This window comes from Variovorax sp. GW823-FHT04B03, assembly GCF_058796495.1.
In genome coordinates, this window is sequence record NZ_JBXAIT010000005.1 from 142418 (window position 1) to 154684 (window position 12267).

The following is a 12267-nucleotide window of genomic DNA, read 5'->3' on the forward strand; positions in this document are numbered from 1 at the left end:
CTTACTTCTTCTGGACTTTTTTGTCCGCGGGGTGCCCCTTGAACGTGCGCGTGAGCGCAAATTCGCCGAGCTTGTGGCCGACCATCTGGTCGGTGATGTACACGGGCACGTGTTGCTTGCCGTTGTGCACAGCGATGGTCAGACCGATGAACTCGGGCAGAACCATCGAGCGGCGCGACCAGGTCTTGATCGGCTTCTTGTCCTTGTTCGTCACGGCCTTGTCGGCCTTGGCCACGAGGTGGTGGTCGACGAAAGGACCCTTTTTGAGAGAGCGAGTCATTGGCTATCCCTTACTTCTTGCGACGCGACACGATGAAGACCTGCGTGCGCTTGTTGTTACGGGTGCGATAGCCCTTGGTCAGATTGCCCCACGGGTCGACAGGATGGCGGCCTTCGCCAGTCTTGCCTTCGCCACCACCGTGCGGGTGGTCGACCGGGTTCATCACCACGCCGCGAACGGTCGGGCGGATACCCATGTGACGCTTCACACCGGCCTTGCCGAGCTGGCGCAGGCTGTGTTCTTCGTTGGCCACTTCACCGATGGTCGCGCGGCATTCGATGTGAATGCGGCGGACTTCGCCCGAACGCATGCGGACCTGGGCGTAAACGCCTTCACGGGCCAGCAGCGTGGCCGAGGTACCGGCCGAACGTGCGATCTGCGCGCCCTTGCCGGGTTGCAGTTCGATGCAGTGGATCGTCGAACCCACGGGGATGTTGCGGATCGGCAGGGTGTTGCCGGCGCGGATCGGGGCTTCGGCGCCCGACATCAGGGTTGCACCGGCTTCCAGACCGCGCGGGGCGATGATGTAGCGGCGCTCGCCGTCGGCGTAGCAGACCAGAGCGATGTGGGCGGTGCGGTTCGGGTCGTACTCGATGCGTTCGACCTTGGCCGGGATGCCGTCCTTGTTGCGCACGAAGTCGACAATGCGGTAGTGGTGCTTGGCACCACCGCCACGATGGCGGATCGTGATGTGACCGTTGTTGTTACGGCCGGCCTTCTGGAACTGGGGTTCCAGCAGGGCTGCGTGAGGCGCACCCTTGTGCAGGTGGTCACGCGAAATCTTCACCGCGCCGCGTTGGCCCGGCGAAGTGGGTTTCATCTTGATGACGGCCATGATTAAGCGCCTTCCCCGACGAGGTTGAGCTCTTGACCGGCCTTCAGCGTCACATAGGCCTTGCGCACGTTGTCGCGGCGGCCGATGGACTTGCCAAAGCGCTTGGTCTTGCCCTTGGTGTTGAGCACCGACACGCCCTGGACTTCGACCTTGAACATCAGTTCAACTGCGGCCTTGATCTCGGGCTTGGTGGCGTCTTGCAGCACCTTGAAAGTGACAGCGTTCGACTTCTCGCCGACCATCGTGGCCTTTTCGGACACGATCGGTGCGACCAGCACGTTCATGAGACGGCCTTCGTCGAACTTACGTTGTGCAGGGGTGGGGTTCACGCGGCTCATGCGAACATCTCCTTGAGCTTGTCGACGGCACCCTTGGTGACCAGCACCTTCTTGTAGTGAACCAGCGACACCGGATCGGCGTAACGGGGTTCGACCACGAGGATGTTGACCAGATTGCGCGAGGCAAGGTACAGGTTTTCGTCGACTTCTTCGGCGATCACGAGCACGGACTCGAGATTCATTGCCTTGAAACGGGCTGCCAGCGGCTTCGTCTTGGGCGAATCCACGGTCAGCGAATCGACCACGGCCAGACGGCCTTCGCGAGCGAGCTGCGAGAAGATGGAGGCCATGCCGGCGCGGTACATCTTCTTGTTGATCTTCTGCGAGAAGTTTTCGTCAGGCATGTTCGGGAAGATCCGGCCGCCTCCGCGCCACAGGGGCGAGGACGTCATACCGGCGCGGGCGCGGCCCGTTCCCTTTTGCTTGAAAGGCTTCTTGGTCGAGTGCTTGACCTGTTCGCGGTCCTTCTGGGCGCGCGTGCCTTGACGGGCGTTGGCCTGGAATGCAACGACGATCTGGTGGACCAGGTCTTCGTTGTAGTCACGGCCGAACACGGTCTCGGGGGCGTCGTACTTCGACGCGGCCTGGCCTTGTTCGTTCAGGAGTTCGAGTTGCATTACTTCGCTCCTTCAGCCGCTTGCGGCTTGGCCTTGATGGCGGGACGCACGGTGACGAAGCCACCCTTCGAACCCGGGATCGCGCCCTTGATGAGCAGCAGCTGACGCGCTTCGTCGATGCGGAACACGTCGAGGTTTTGCGTCGTGCGGGTGACGTCGCCGAGGTGGCCCGTCATGCGCTTGCCGGGGAACACGCGACCGGGGTCTTGTGCCATGCCGATCGAGCCGGGCACGTTGTGCGAACGGCTGTTACCGTGCGACGCGCGCTGCGAGCTCATGTTGTGACGCTTGATCGTGCCGGCGTAGCCCTTGCCGATGGTCGTGCCTTGCACGTCCACCTTCTGGCCCACGGAGAACACGCTGCTTGCCGCGATCACGCCGCCAGCCTTGTGCTGACCTGCGGTATCGGCGGTGACGCGGAATTCCTGGATGATTTCACCAGCTTCGACACCTGCCTTGGCAAGGTGGCCGGCTTGGGGCTTGGTCACGCGCGATGCTTTGCGCGAACCGAACGTCACCTGCAGGGCGACGTAGCCATCGGTCTCTTGGGACTTGATCTGGGTCACACGGTTGTTGGACACATCCACCACCGTGACAGGAACTGCGTCCCCGTCATCGGTGAAGAGACGCATCATCCCCACCTTGCGGCCCAGCAACCCGAGGGAGTTGCTCAGACTCATTTGTTTTCTCCAAAAATGGAAGACTTCCTTCGCCGCTGCCACTTCAATTGGCGACAGCGTTTGGCTGGTTTCCCGGCCTGCGAGAGAAGGTTGATAAATCTCCGCCGAAAGCGGCGACCGAACGGACGCAACAAGGGCAGAGCCAGAGATTATAGCCCGCAGTCGAACCGGGGCGCAAGTGGCCCTTTTCGGGCCGGATTCAGGGGGTTCCGGCCCCGTTTCGGGTGGCTTTCGGGCCTATTTCGCGGGCAGCGAGATGATGTTGTCGCCGCCTGGCAGCGACTTGATCTCGCCATTGGCCTTCATGGCGGGCGCCGCCGCGCCGGTCTGGATCGGGATGGAAATGGCGCTGGTCCGGCCGCCCTGCGTGATGAACACGTTCAGGTAGGCCAGTCCCTCGCCCTGGCCGACCACCGTGACGGAAGCGTCGGAGCGCTGCCCCGGCGGCAGGCTCAGCGACGCGCTGCCGGACAGCGTCAGCCCCGCATCGACCGTCAACGCCACGCTGGCGCCGGCGGGGTCGGTCACGCCATCGAACTGAAGAACGACGACCGTCGGCTTGCCGGCCTGAGGCGCGCCGTCCAGCCGGTACTGCAGCTTGACGCCGGAGTCATTGGGTTTTCTCGATGCGGTCACCCAGGGGGTGGCGGAGCCCTTCAGGCCTGCAGGCGACAACTTCGCGGTGGTGCGCGTCGGCGGCATCCCGTCAGCCAGGGCGCAGGCCGAGAGCGCGGACAGTGCAAGTCCCGCCGTCAGTGCGGCAGCCAGAGAGAGGCGAGTGTTCAGGATCATCGCGAGCCTTCCCTTCCTTATTGAACGAGCACGGTGAGGCACACCGGCGTAGCAGAGGAGCTCGTCATTGCGGCATCCCGCACCGCCAGAACGTACTCACCCGCGCTCAGGCTGACCCGGCTGCCCGATCGGGCGATCTCTCCACCCCGGAAGACGTCGAAGTCCGGCACCGCGGCGTTCCCGACCGTGACCTGGTAGTCCCGGTTCGCCGGCGCGGTGAAACGCAGGTAGGCAATGTTGCCGAGCTTGTTGCCCGTGCCCGCCACGCTGGAGACACAGACGTTGTTGACCACCGCACCAACAGCCAAGGCCCGGTACATCGGCAGCACGCCGGGCACGCTGGGCAACCCGCCGTCGTTCGATTCGCCCGCGCCGAATGCATCGCTGGAGGTGATGTTCTGCGCGGTCAGCAGGCTGTTCAGCGCCGAGGCGTTGCCAGGCGACGTCGCATTGAACGCGGCGGCGAAAGCGTGAATCGACGTGACCGGCGCGCCGCTTCGGAACTGGAAGCCGGTCAAGGTGTCGTGGATGGGCTTGAAGCCGGCCTGCCGGTTGAGGTTCCACAGGATGGCCTGGACAGATGACTCGCGGGACCAGCCGGGATTGCTTGTAGGACCACGCGAGAGATCCAACGGGCTGCCCCCCCTTTGCTGCGGCAGCTTTGAGTCGACATAGTTGCTTCGCTCCAGGGCAATGCCTGACCACGCATTACCCCAACCCTCGGAGAAAGCAAGTCGCCGATCGAGACGATCGTCCATCGAATGCCCGCCTCCGATCGAGTCATCTCGACTGAAGGCCGATTGGTAGTAGTGCCCCCATTCGTGCGCGATCACCGGCGCATCGAACTCGTCGGTGTCCACATCCTCCTTGCCCAGCACGTAGATCTGCCGACCGTTGCTTCCGCTGTTGAAGAAGAAGGTCGTGCCAATCTGCCCCGCCGAAAGATTGATTCCGTCCGACGGCGCGTTGTTGACGCTCCAGAAAACCTTCAACGAAGGAAACGCCGAAGCCGGCGCCACCGACAGCACCTTCTGCATGGAGGTGTAGACCGTATCGAGCACGGCGAACGGCGCCGCGACCCGCGTCCCGCTGTAGCGCGAACCATCCCAGCCGCTGTCCGCACGCAGGTCGCGCGTCAATGCCACGCTTCCCGAAGAAAAGCTCGCCGACTGCATCGAGTACAGCGCATCGCTGCGCGTGTTGTCGCGCACCGTGACATCCCAGGTCGCCCCCGGGCCGGTCCGGGTCAGCTGGGCCCGGACGCGCACGGTGATGTTCGTGTTCGCCGGCACCGAGACCGCGTAATTGCCACCGTCATCCGTGGTGGTCAACGCGAGCTGCGCCGATGTGGTGGCATCGAGCACCTCTACCGTGGCGCCGCGCACGGGCTTGGCTGTGGTGTTCGCGTACAGGAGGGGCCCGCTGTTGTTCGGCACCGAGTCGTAAGTGGCTTTCCCGCTCAGGGTGACCGGGTTCAGCACGATCGGCAGGCCGATGGGAAACCCACCGCCGCCTCCGCCACCACCACCTCCCCCACCGCAACCTGCCAGCAATGCCGCCGCGATGCACGCCGCACCGAATGCAAAAGAGAACTTCTGGCTCATCACGTGTGCTGCCCTCGTTTCAGCCCCGGCGCACTGCGTCCCGCAGGCCGGTGCGCGAGGATGCCACACTTGAGAAACAAACGTGAAGCACAAAAAAGCCCGCCTGCATTTCTGCAGGCGGGCTGTGCTCGGAATGCGACGCGAGGTCGAATTACTGCAGCTTGATCTCGACGTCGACGCCGGCCGGCAGGTCGAGCTTCATCAGCGCGTCCACGGTCTTGTCGGTGGGGTCGACGATATCCATCAGGCGCTGGTGCGTACGGATTTCCAGCTGGTCGCGCGACGTCTTGTTGACGTGCGGCGAACGCAGGATGTCGAAACGCTTCATGCGGGTCGGCAGGGGCACGGGGCCCTTGACGATCGCGCCGGTGCGCTTGGCGGTGTCCACGATTTCAGCGGCCGACTGGTCGATCAGCTTGTAGTCGAATGCCTTCAGGCGGATGCGGATCTTTTGCTTGGTAGCCATGGTGATTCCTTTGCGTCCGGCTTAGATGTCGAGGATCTTGGCCACGACGCCCGAACCCACGGTACGGCCGCCTTCACGGATGGCGAAGCGCAGGCCTTCTTCCATCGCGATCGGGTTGATCAGCTTCACGGTGATGCTGACGTTGTCGCCAGGCATGACCATTTCCTTGTCCGCGGGCAGCTCGATCGCGCCGGTCACGTCCGTCGTGCGGAAGTAGAACTGCGGACGGTAGTTGTTGAAGAACGGCGTGTGACGGCCGCCTTCGTCCTTGGACAGGACATACACCTCGGCGGTGAAGTGCACGTGCGGCTTGATCGAGCCGGGCTTGCACAGCACTTGGCCGCGTTCGACTTCTTCGCGCTTCGTGCCGCGCAGCAGCACGCCGACGTTGTCGCCAGCTTGACCTTGGTCCAGCAGCTTGCGGAACATTTCCACGCCGGTGCAGGTGGTCTTGACGGTGGGGCGGATACCGACGATTTCGATTTCTTCGCCGACCTTGATCACGCCGCGCTCGACAGCGCCGGTCACCACGGTGCCGCGACCCGAGATCGAGAACACGTCTTCCACGGGCATCAGGAACGTGCCGTCCACAGCGCGCTCGGGCGTGGGGATGTACGTGTCCAGGGCTTCTGCCAGCTTCATGATGGCGCCTTCGCCCAGGTCGCCCTTGTCGCCTTCCAGGGCGAGCTTGGCCGAGCCGTGGATGATGGGGGTGTCGTCGCCGGGGAATTCGTACTTGTCGAGGAGTTCGCGAACTTCCATTTCGACCAGCTCGAGCAGCTCCTTGTCGTCGACCATGTCGCACTTGTTCAGGAACACGATGATGTAGCCCACGCCCACCTGGCGAGCCAGCAGGATGTGTTCACGGGTCTGGGGCATCGGGCCGTCAGCGGCCGAGCACACCAGGATGGCGCCGTCCATCTGGGCAGCGCCGGTGATCATGTTCTTCACGTAGTCGGCGTGGCCGGGGCAGTCGACGTGTGCGTAGTGGCGGTTGGCCGTTTCGTACTCGACGTGCGCGGTGTTGATCGTGATGCCGCGGGCCTTTTCTTCAGGCGCTGCGTCGATCTGGTCGTAAGCCTTGGCTTCGCCGCCGAACTTGGCCGACAGCACGGTGGCGATCGCAGCCGTCAGCGTGGTCTTGCCGTGGTCAACGTGACCGATCGTGCCCACGTTCACGTGCGGCTTGGTGCGGGTGAATTTACCTTTTGCCATTTTTCAATCCTTGAAAGAGCATGTCCCGTGTGTTGGTTTTATGTCTGCATCCGATTGCTGGTTCGCCCCGCACGGGAACAGGGCGGCACCGGATCGCAGACAAGAAGGGCCGCGCACTGCGCGGCCCCACATTCTGGAAACTTACTTCGAGCGAGCGGCCACGATGGCTTCGGCGACGTTACGGGGAGCTTCAGCGTAGTGCTTGAACTCCATCGTGTACGTGGCGCGACCTTGCGTGGCCGAGCGCAGCGTCGTCGAGTAGCCGAACATTTCCGACAGCGGGACTTCAGCCTTGATGAGCTTGCCGCCACCGATCATGTCGTCCATGCCCTGCACCATGCCGCGACGGCTGGACAGGTCGCCCATCACGTTGCCGGCGTAGTCTTCAGGCGTTTCGACTTCCACGGCCATCATCGGCTCGAGGATGACCGGGCTGGCCTTGCGGGCGCCTTCCTTGAAGCCGAAGATCGCGGCCATCTTGAACGCCATTTCGTTCGAGTCCACGTCGTGGTACGAACCGAAGTGCAGCGTGACCTTGACGTCGACGACGGGGTAGCCCGCCAGCACGCCTTGCGTCAGTGCTTCCACAACGCCCTTTTCCACGGCGGGGATGTATTCGCGAGGAACCACACCGCCCTTGATGGCGTCGACGAACTCGAAGCCCTTGCCGGCTTCCTGCGGCTCGATCTTCAGGATGACGTGACCGTACTGGCCCTTACCACCCGACTGGCGAACGAACTTGCCTTCGGCTTCTTCGACGGTCTTGCGGATCGTTTCGCGGTAAGCCACTTGCGGCTTGCCCACGTTGGCTTCCACGCCGAATTCGCGCTTCATGCGGTCCACGATGATTTCGAGGTGCAGTTCGCCCATGCCGGAGATGATGGTCTGGCCGGATTCTTCGTCGGTGCGCACGCGGAACGACGGATCTTCCGAAGCCAGGCGCTGCAGGGCGATGCCCATCTTTTCCTGGTCGGCCTTGGTCTTGGGCTCGACGGCCTGCGAGATCACGGGCTCGGGGAATTCCATGCGCTCCAGCGTGATCATGGCGTTCGGGTCGCACAGGGTTTCGCCCGTGGTGACGTCCTTCAGGCCCACGCAAGCGGCGATGTCGCCGGCACGGATTTCTTCGATTTCGAGGCGTTCGTTGGCATGCATCTGCACGATACGACCGATACGCTCTTTCTTGCCCTTGACCGGGTTGTAGACGGTGTCGCCCTTGCTCAGAACGCCCGAGTACACGCGCACGAAGGTCAGCTGGCCGACGTACGGGTCGGTCATGAGCTTGAATGCCAGCGCCGAGAACTTCTCGCCGTCGTCAGCCTTGCGGGTCACGTCTTGCTCGTCGTCGTCCGTGCCGTGCACCGGAGGAATGTCCAGCGGCGAAGGCATCAGTTCGATCACGGCGTCGAGCATGCGCTGCACGCCCTTGTTCTTGAACGCGCTGCCGCACAGCATCGGCTGGATTTCGCCGGCGATCGTGCGCGTGCGCAGACCGTGGGTGATTTCCTCGAGCGTCAGGTCACCTTCTTCAAGGTACTTGTTCATCAGCTCTTCCGAAGCTTCGGCCGCGCTTTCGACCATCTTCTCGCGCCATTCCTTGGCCAGCTCGACCAGCTCGGCGGGGATTTCGCGCGTTTCGAACTTCATGCCTTGCGAGGCTTCGTCCCAGAAGATCGCCTTCATCAGACGCAGGTCGACCACGCCCTGGAACTTGTCTTCGGCACCGATCGGGATCACGATCGGCACGGGGTTGGCCTTCAGGCGGTCGACCATCATCTGGCGAACGCGGAAGAAGTTGGCGCCGATGCGGTCCATCTTGTTGACGAACGCCAGACGCGGCACCTTGTACTTGTTGGCCTGGCGCCAGACGGTTTCCGATTGGGGCTGCACGCCGCCGACCGAGTCGTACACCATGACGGCGCCGTCCAGCACGCGCATCGAGCGCTCGACTTCAATGGTGAAGTCCACGTGGCCGGGGGTGTCGATGATGTTGATGCGGTGCTCGGGCAGCGAGTGGTCCATGCCCTTCCAGAAGCAGGTCACGGCAGCCGAGGTGATCGTGATGCCGCGCTCTTGTTCCTGCTCCATCCAGTCGGTCGTTGCCGCGCCATCGTGCACTTCGCCGAGCTTGTGGGTCACGCCCGTGTAGAACAGGATACGTTCGGTGGTGGTGGTCTTGCCGGCGTCGATGTGCGCGGAGATACCGATGTTGCGGTAGCGCTCGATGGGGGTCTTGCGGGACATGATGTACTTTCGGGTTTAAATGCGTTGAGCGCTGGGCGTCGAGCACGGGCGATTTCGCCCGGTACTCAACCCCCAACGCTCAAGAGACGTGTGTTTTTTAGAAGCGGAAGTGGCTGAAGGCGCGGTTGGCTTCTGCCATGCGGTGCACTTCGTCGCGCTTCTTCATGGCACCGCCACGGCCTTCCGTGGCTTCCATCAGTTCATTGGCCAGACGCAGGGCCATCGACTTCTCACCGCGCTTGCGGGCAGCTTCCTTGATCCAGCGCATCGACAGGGCGAGGCGACGGACAGGGCGGACTTCGACCGGCACCTGGTAGTTCGCACCACCGACGCGGCGCGACTTCACTTCGACCATCGGCTTCACGTTGTTGATGGCAACGGTGAACGCTTCGAGGGGGTCCTTGTCCGGGTTCTTCTTCTCGATGAAGTCGAGGGCACCGTAAATGATGCGCTCGGCAACAGCCTTCTTGCCGCCTTCCATGATCACGTTCATGAATTTGGACAGCTCGACATTGCCGTACTTGGGATCCGGCAGGATTTCACGTTTGGGGACTTCGCGACGACGTGGCATTTTTCTAACCTCTTTGCTTCAGTTGGCATCGTTTCCGATACCGCGAGAGCCAGTCAGGACTCTCACTTACTCGACCCGACATTGGGTCACTTCGTTCGACAAGCCCGCCAAGGCCATCGAACACCGCTTGTTTTCTGACAGGAAGGCTTAAGCCTTCTTGGGACGCTTCGCGCCGTACTTGGAACGCGACTGCTTGCGGTCTTTCACGCCTTGCAGGTCGAGCGAACCGCGCACGATGTGGTAACGCACACCGGGCAAGTCCTTGACACGACCGCCGCGAACCAGCACGACGCTGTGTTCTTGCAGGTTGTGGCCTTCGCCGCCGATGTAGGAGATGACTTCGAAGCCATTGGTCAGACGGACCTTGGCAACTTTACGAAGCGCCGAGTTGGGCTTCTTGGGCGTCGTGGTGTAGACGCGGGTGCAGACACCGCGACGTTGCGGCGAGTTCTGCATGGCAGGGCTCTTCGAATTGATCTTCTCGACCGTTCGACCCTGACGCACCAGTTGATTGATGGTTGGCATGAATGAATTAGTCCCAAAACAACCCAGCCTTGGTGGTGAAACCGCCCTTGGTCGTGACTCAAGGAAGCCGGGAATAACGAAAACGTGAAACCCTTCGGAAAATTCCGAAAAGCCCACGAGTATAGCAGGCAGGTCTGAAATGGCAATGTCAGGCGCCTGGAGCGCCCGCCACCGCCTGTTTCAAGGCCTCTTTTCCCTGTCTCTTACTTGATCCAGAGACGCACGGCGTCCCAGGCGCGGCCGAAGACGCCGGCCTGCTCGACCGGTTCCAGGGCGACCAGCGGCACGTCCGCCAGGGGCTGGTCGTCCAGCGTGACCTTGAGCGAGCCGACGGCCTGGTACTTGGTGAACGGCGCGACCAGCGGGTCGGGGCGCGACACCTGCGTCTTGATCTTGCTGGCGGACCCGGTCGGCACCGCGACCACGATGGCCTCGGGGCGGCCCAGCTTCAGCACGTTGGCCTTGCCCTTCCAGACGGCGGGCGTGGCGGCGGGCTGGCCGGCTTCGAACAGGCGCACGGCGTCGTAGGCCGTGTAACCCCAGTTCAGCAGCTTCTGCGACTCGTTGGCGCGCACGGCTTCGCTGCTGGCGCCCAGCACGATCGACAGCAGGCGGCGGCCGCCGGTCAGGTTCGGGAAGTCGCGCTTGGCGGTGGCGATCATGCAGTAGCCGGCGGCGTCGGTGTGGCCGGTCTTCAGGCCGTCGACGGTCGGGTCGCGGAACAGCAGCAGGTTGCGGTTGGTGTCGTTGGTCGATGGCGTGCCCGGGTAGCGGTACTTCTTGATGGCGTAGTACTTGGCTTCCTCGGGGAAGTCGCGCACCAGGCGCGTGGCCAGGATGCTCAGGTCGCGCGCCGTGGTCGTGTGGCCGGGCGCCGTGAGGCCTTCGGGGTTCTTGTAGGTGGTGTTCTTCATGCCCAGCACCTTGGCCTGGGCGTTCATCATCTCGACGAAGTGCTCCACCGTGCCGCCCACGCCTTCGGCCAGCGCCACCGTGGCGTCGTTGCCCGACTGCACGATCACGCCCTTGATCAGGTCTTCCACCGGCACCTGCATCTTGGGGTCGATGAACATGCGCGAACCGGGCATCTTCCAGGCGCGCGGGCTCACCGGCAGGGTCTGGGTCAGCGTGATCTTCTTGGCGCGCAGCGCGTCGAACGCGACGTACGCGGTCATCAGCTTGGTGAGCGAGGCCGGTTCGACGGGGCTGTCGATGTCCTTCTGCGCCAGGATCTGGTTCGCGGTCACGTCCAGCAGCAGGTAGCTGCGCGCGGCGATTTCAGGCGGGGCCGGCATCTGGGCGGCGGCGATCACGCCAACCGAGGCAGCAGCGGTCAGCACCAGTGCGCGAAGCGCAGTGAAAAAACGATTCATGGGGAAGATAAGAAGAGACGAGGACAAGCCTGCAAGGCTTTCATTCGGTGCCCGCGCGCAGATGGCGGGCGACCAGGCTTTTGAGCAGCGGCAATTGTCCGTGAAAGAAATGGCCGCCCCCGGGAATAACCGTGACAGGGAGTGACTGGGGGCGTGCCCAGTCCATCACGGCGGCGAGAGGCACGGTGTCGTCGGCTTCGCCATGGACCACCAGCGCGCGCTCGTGCGCATCGGCCGGCAGCGTGGCCACCGAGAAACGCGAGGCGGCCGTGCCCACCAGCACCAGTTGCCGCACGTCGCGTGCGGCCCAGAGCTTCTCGGCCGCGCAGCTGGCCACGAAGGCACCGAAGGAAAAGCCGGCAATCGCCAGCTGACCTTCGGGCGCGAGCTGGCCGACGACATGCAGCATGTCCTCGAGCTCGCCGCGCCCTTCATCGTGGACGCCTTCGCTGGCGCCGACGCCGCGGAAGTTGAAGCGCACGGCCGTCCAGCCACAAGACACGAAGGCGCGGGCCAGGGTCTGCACGACCTTGTTGTCCATCGTGCCGCCGAACAGCGGGTGCGGATGGGCGATCACCGCGATGCCGCGCGCGTCGCCGGACGGCAGATCGCGCTGCACCTCGATCACGCCCGCGGCGCCCTGGAGGCTGATTTTTTCGGTCTGGGAGTTCATGGCGCTGGGGTTGGCTGGGCCGGCGATGCCGGCAACGTGCACGGTACGAGCACG

14 protein-coding genes are annotated in these 12267 nt (G+C 63.3%); all 14 read right to left on the reverse strand.

Annotation, left to right across the window (positions count from 1 at the left end; all coding sequences use genetic code 11):
* Position 1: 1 nt before the first annotated feature.
* Complete coding sequence (gene rpsS, locus AC1RAD_RS21630) at positions 2 to 280, reverse strand: 30S ribosomal protein S19 (RefSeq protein ID WP_062478874.1); 279 nt, start codon at positions 278 to 280, stop codon at positions 2 to 4.
* A gap of 10 nt (positions 281 to 290) precedes the next feature.
* The gene (gene rplB, locus AC1RAD_RS21635; RefSeq protein ID WP_056576555.1) at positions 291 to 1115 is read right to left on the reverse strand and encodes a 50S ribosomal protein L2; all 825 of its coding nucleotides are present in this window, start codon (positions 1113 to 1115) and stop codon (positions 291 to 293) included.
* A gap of 2 nt (positions 1116 to 1117) precedes the next feature.
* Positions 1118 to 1453, reverse strand: coding sequence for a 50S ribosomal protein L23 (rplW, locus tag AC1RAD_RS21640; protein WP_056576559.1), 336 nt, complete (start codon positions 1451 to 1453; stop codon positions 1118 to 1120).
* Positions 1450 to 2070, reverse strand: a complete 621-nt coding sequence (gene rplD / locus AC1RAD_RS21645) for a 50S ribosomal protein L4 (RefSeq protein WP_062478869.1) — start codon at positions 2068 to 2070, stop codon at positions 1450 to 1452. The genes rplW and rplD overlap by 4 nt, the downstream gene beginning before the upstream one ends.
* Positions 2070 to 2750, reverse strand: a complete 681-nt coding sequence (rplC, locus tag AC1RAD_RS21650; protein WP_062478866.1) for a 50S ribosomal protein L3 — start codon at positions 2748 to 2750, stop codon at positions 2070 to 2072. Before rplC ends, rplD begins: the two co-directional genes overlap by 1 nt.
* 237 nt (positions 2751 to 2987) lie before the next feature.
* Positions 2988 to 3542 carry a hypothetical protein gene (locus tag AC1RAD_RS21655; RefSeq protein ID WP_492737109.1) on the reverse strand — a complete coding sequence of 185 codons (555 nt, stop codon included), beginning with the start codon at positions 3540 to 3542 and terminating at the stop codon, positions 2988 to 2990.
* Positions 3543 to 3559: 17 nt separating this feature from the next.
* Complete coding sequence (locus AC1RAD_RS21660; protein WP_159279622.1) at positions 3560 to 5146, reverse strand: hypothetical protein; 1587 nt, start codon at positions 5144 to 5146, stop codon at positions 3560 to 3562.
* 151 nt (positions 5147 to 5297) lie between these two features.
* Positions 5298 to 5612, reverse strand: a complete 315-nt coding sequence (gene rpsJ, locus AC1RAD_RS21665; protein ID WP_007838118.1) for a 30S ribosomal protein S10 — start codon at positions 5610 to 5612, stop codon at positions 5298 to 5300.
* A 21-nt stretch (positions 5613 to 5633) separates the two neighbouring features.
* Positions 5634 to 6827 carry an elongation factor Tu gene (gene tuf / locus AC1RAD_RS21670; protein WP_062478858.1) on the reverse strand — a complete coding sequence of 398 codons (1194 nt, stop codon included), beginning with the start codon at positions 6825 to 6827 and terminating at the stop codon, positions 5634 to 5636.
* 141 nt (positions 6828 to 6968) lie between these two features.
* On the reverse strand, positions 6969 to 9071 hold the full coding sequence (gene fusA / locus AC1RAD_RS21675; RefSeq protein ID WP_062478855.1) for an elongation factor G: 2103 nt from the start codon (positions 9069 to 9071) through the stop codon (positions 6969 to 6971).
* Positions 9072 to 9168: 97 nt separating this feature from the next.
* The gene (gene rpsG, locus AC1RAD_RS21680) at positions 9169 to 9642 is read right to left on the reverse strand and encodes a 30S ribosomal protein S7 (protein ID WP_007829591.1); all 474 of its coding nucleotides are present in this window, start codon (positions 9640 to 9642) and stop codon (positions 9169 to 9171) included.
* A gap of 147 nt (positions 9643 to 9789) precedes the next feature.
* Complete coding sequence (rpsL, locus tag AC1RAD_RS21685; RefSeq protein WP_013543948.1) at positions 9790 to 10167, reverse strand: 30S ribosomal protein S12; 378 nt, start codon at positions 10165 to 10167, stop codon at positions 9790 to 9792.
* Between the two features lie 203 nt (positions 10168 to 10370).
* Complete coding sequence (locus AC1RAD_RS21690; RefSeq protein ID WP_062478853.1) at positions 10371 to 11540, reverse strand: D-alanyl-D-alanine carboxypeptidase family protein; 1170 nt, start codon at positions 11538 to 11540, stop codon at positions 10371 to 10373.
* Positions 11541 to 11580: 40 nt separating this feature from the next.
* Positions 11581 to 12213: an alpha/beta hydrolase gene (locus AC1RAD_RS21695; RefSeq protein ID WP_492737111.1), complete on the reverse strand. Its 633-nt coding sequence runs from the start codon at positions 12211 to 12213 to the stop codon at positions 11581 to 11583.
* Positions 12214 to 12267 lie beyond the last annotated feature (54 nt).

What these genes read in the sequence shown, in the direction of transcription:
- AC1RAD_RS21660 (WP_159279622.1), bottom strand. Translation starts at nt 5,146, where the DNA reads ATGAGCCAGAAGTTCTCTTTTGCATTCGGTGCGGCGTGCATCGCGGCG.
- rplD (WP_062478869.1), bottom strand. Translation starts at nt 2,070, where the DNA reads ATGCAACTCGAACTCCTGAACGAACAAGGCCAGGCCGCGTCGAAGTAC.
- rplC (WP_062478866.1), bottom strand. Translation starts at nt 2,750, where the DNA reads ATGAGTCTGAGCAACTCCCTCGGGTTGCTGGGCCGCAAGGTGGGGATG.
- rplB (WP_056576555.1), bottom strand. Translation starts at nt 1,115, where the DNA reads ATGGCCGTCATCAAGATGAAACCCACTTCGCCGGGCCAACGCGGCGCG.
- AC1RAD_RS21655 (WP_492737109.1), bottom strand. Translation starts at nt 3,542, where the DNA reads ATGATCCTGAACACTCGCCTCTCTCTGGCTGCCGCACTGACGGCGGGA.
- AC1RAD_RS21690 (WP_062478853.1), bottom strand. Translation starts at nt 11,540, where the DNA reads ATGAATCGTTTTTTCACTGCGCTTCGCGCACTGGTGCTGACCGCTGCT.
- rpsJ (WP_007838118.1), bottom strand. Translation starts at nt 5,612, where the DNA reads ATGGCTACCAAGCAAAAGATCCGCATCCGCCTGAAGGCATTCGACTAC.
- rpsS (WP_062478874.1), bottom strand. Translation starts at nt 280, where the DNA reads ATGACTCGCTCTCTCAAAAAGGGTCCTTTCGTCGACCACCACCTCGTG.
- rplW (WP_056576559.1), bottom strand. Translation starts at nt 1,453, where the DNA reads ATGAGCCGCGTGAACCCCACCCCTGCACAACGTAAGTTCGACGAAGGC.
- rpsG (WP_007829591.1), bottom strand. Translation starts at nt 9,642, where the DNA reads ATGCCACGTCGTCGCGAAGTCCCCAAACGTGAAATCCTGCCGGATCCC.
- tuf (WP_062478858.1), bottom strand. Translation starts at nt 6,827, where the DNA reads ATGGCAAAAGGTAAATTCACCCGCACCAAGCCGCACGTGAACGTGGGC.
- AC1RAD_RS21695 (WP_492737111.1), bottom strand. Translation starts at nt 12,213, where the DNA reads ATGAACTCCCAGACCGAAAAAATCAGCCTCCAGGGCGCCGCGGGCGTG.
- rpsL (WP_013543948.1), bottom strand. Translation starts at nt 10,167, where the DNA reads ATGCCAACCATCAATCAACTGGTGCGTCAGGGTCGAACGGTCGAGAAG.
- fusA (WP_062478855.1), bottom strand. Translation starts at nt 9,071, where the DNA reads ATGTCCCGCAAGACCCCCATCGAGCGCTACCGCAACATCGGTATCTCC.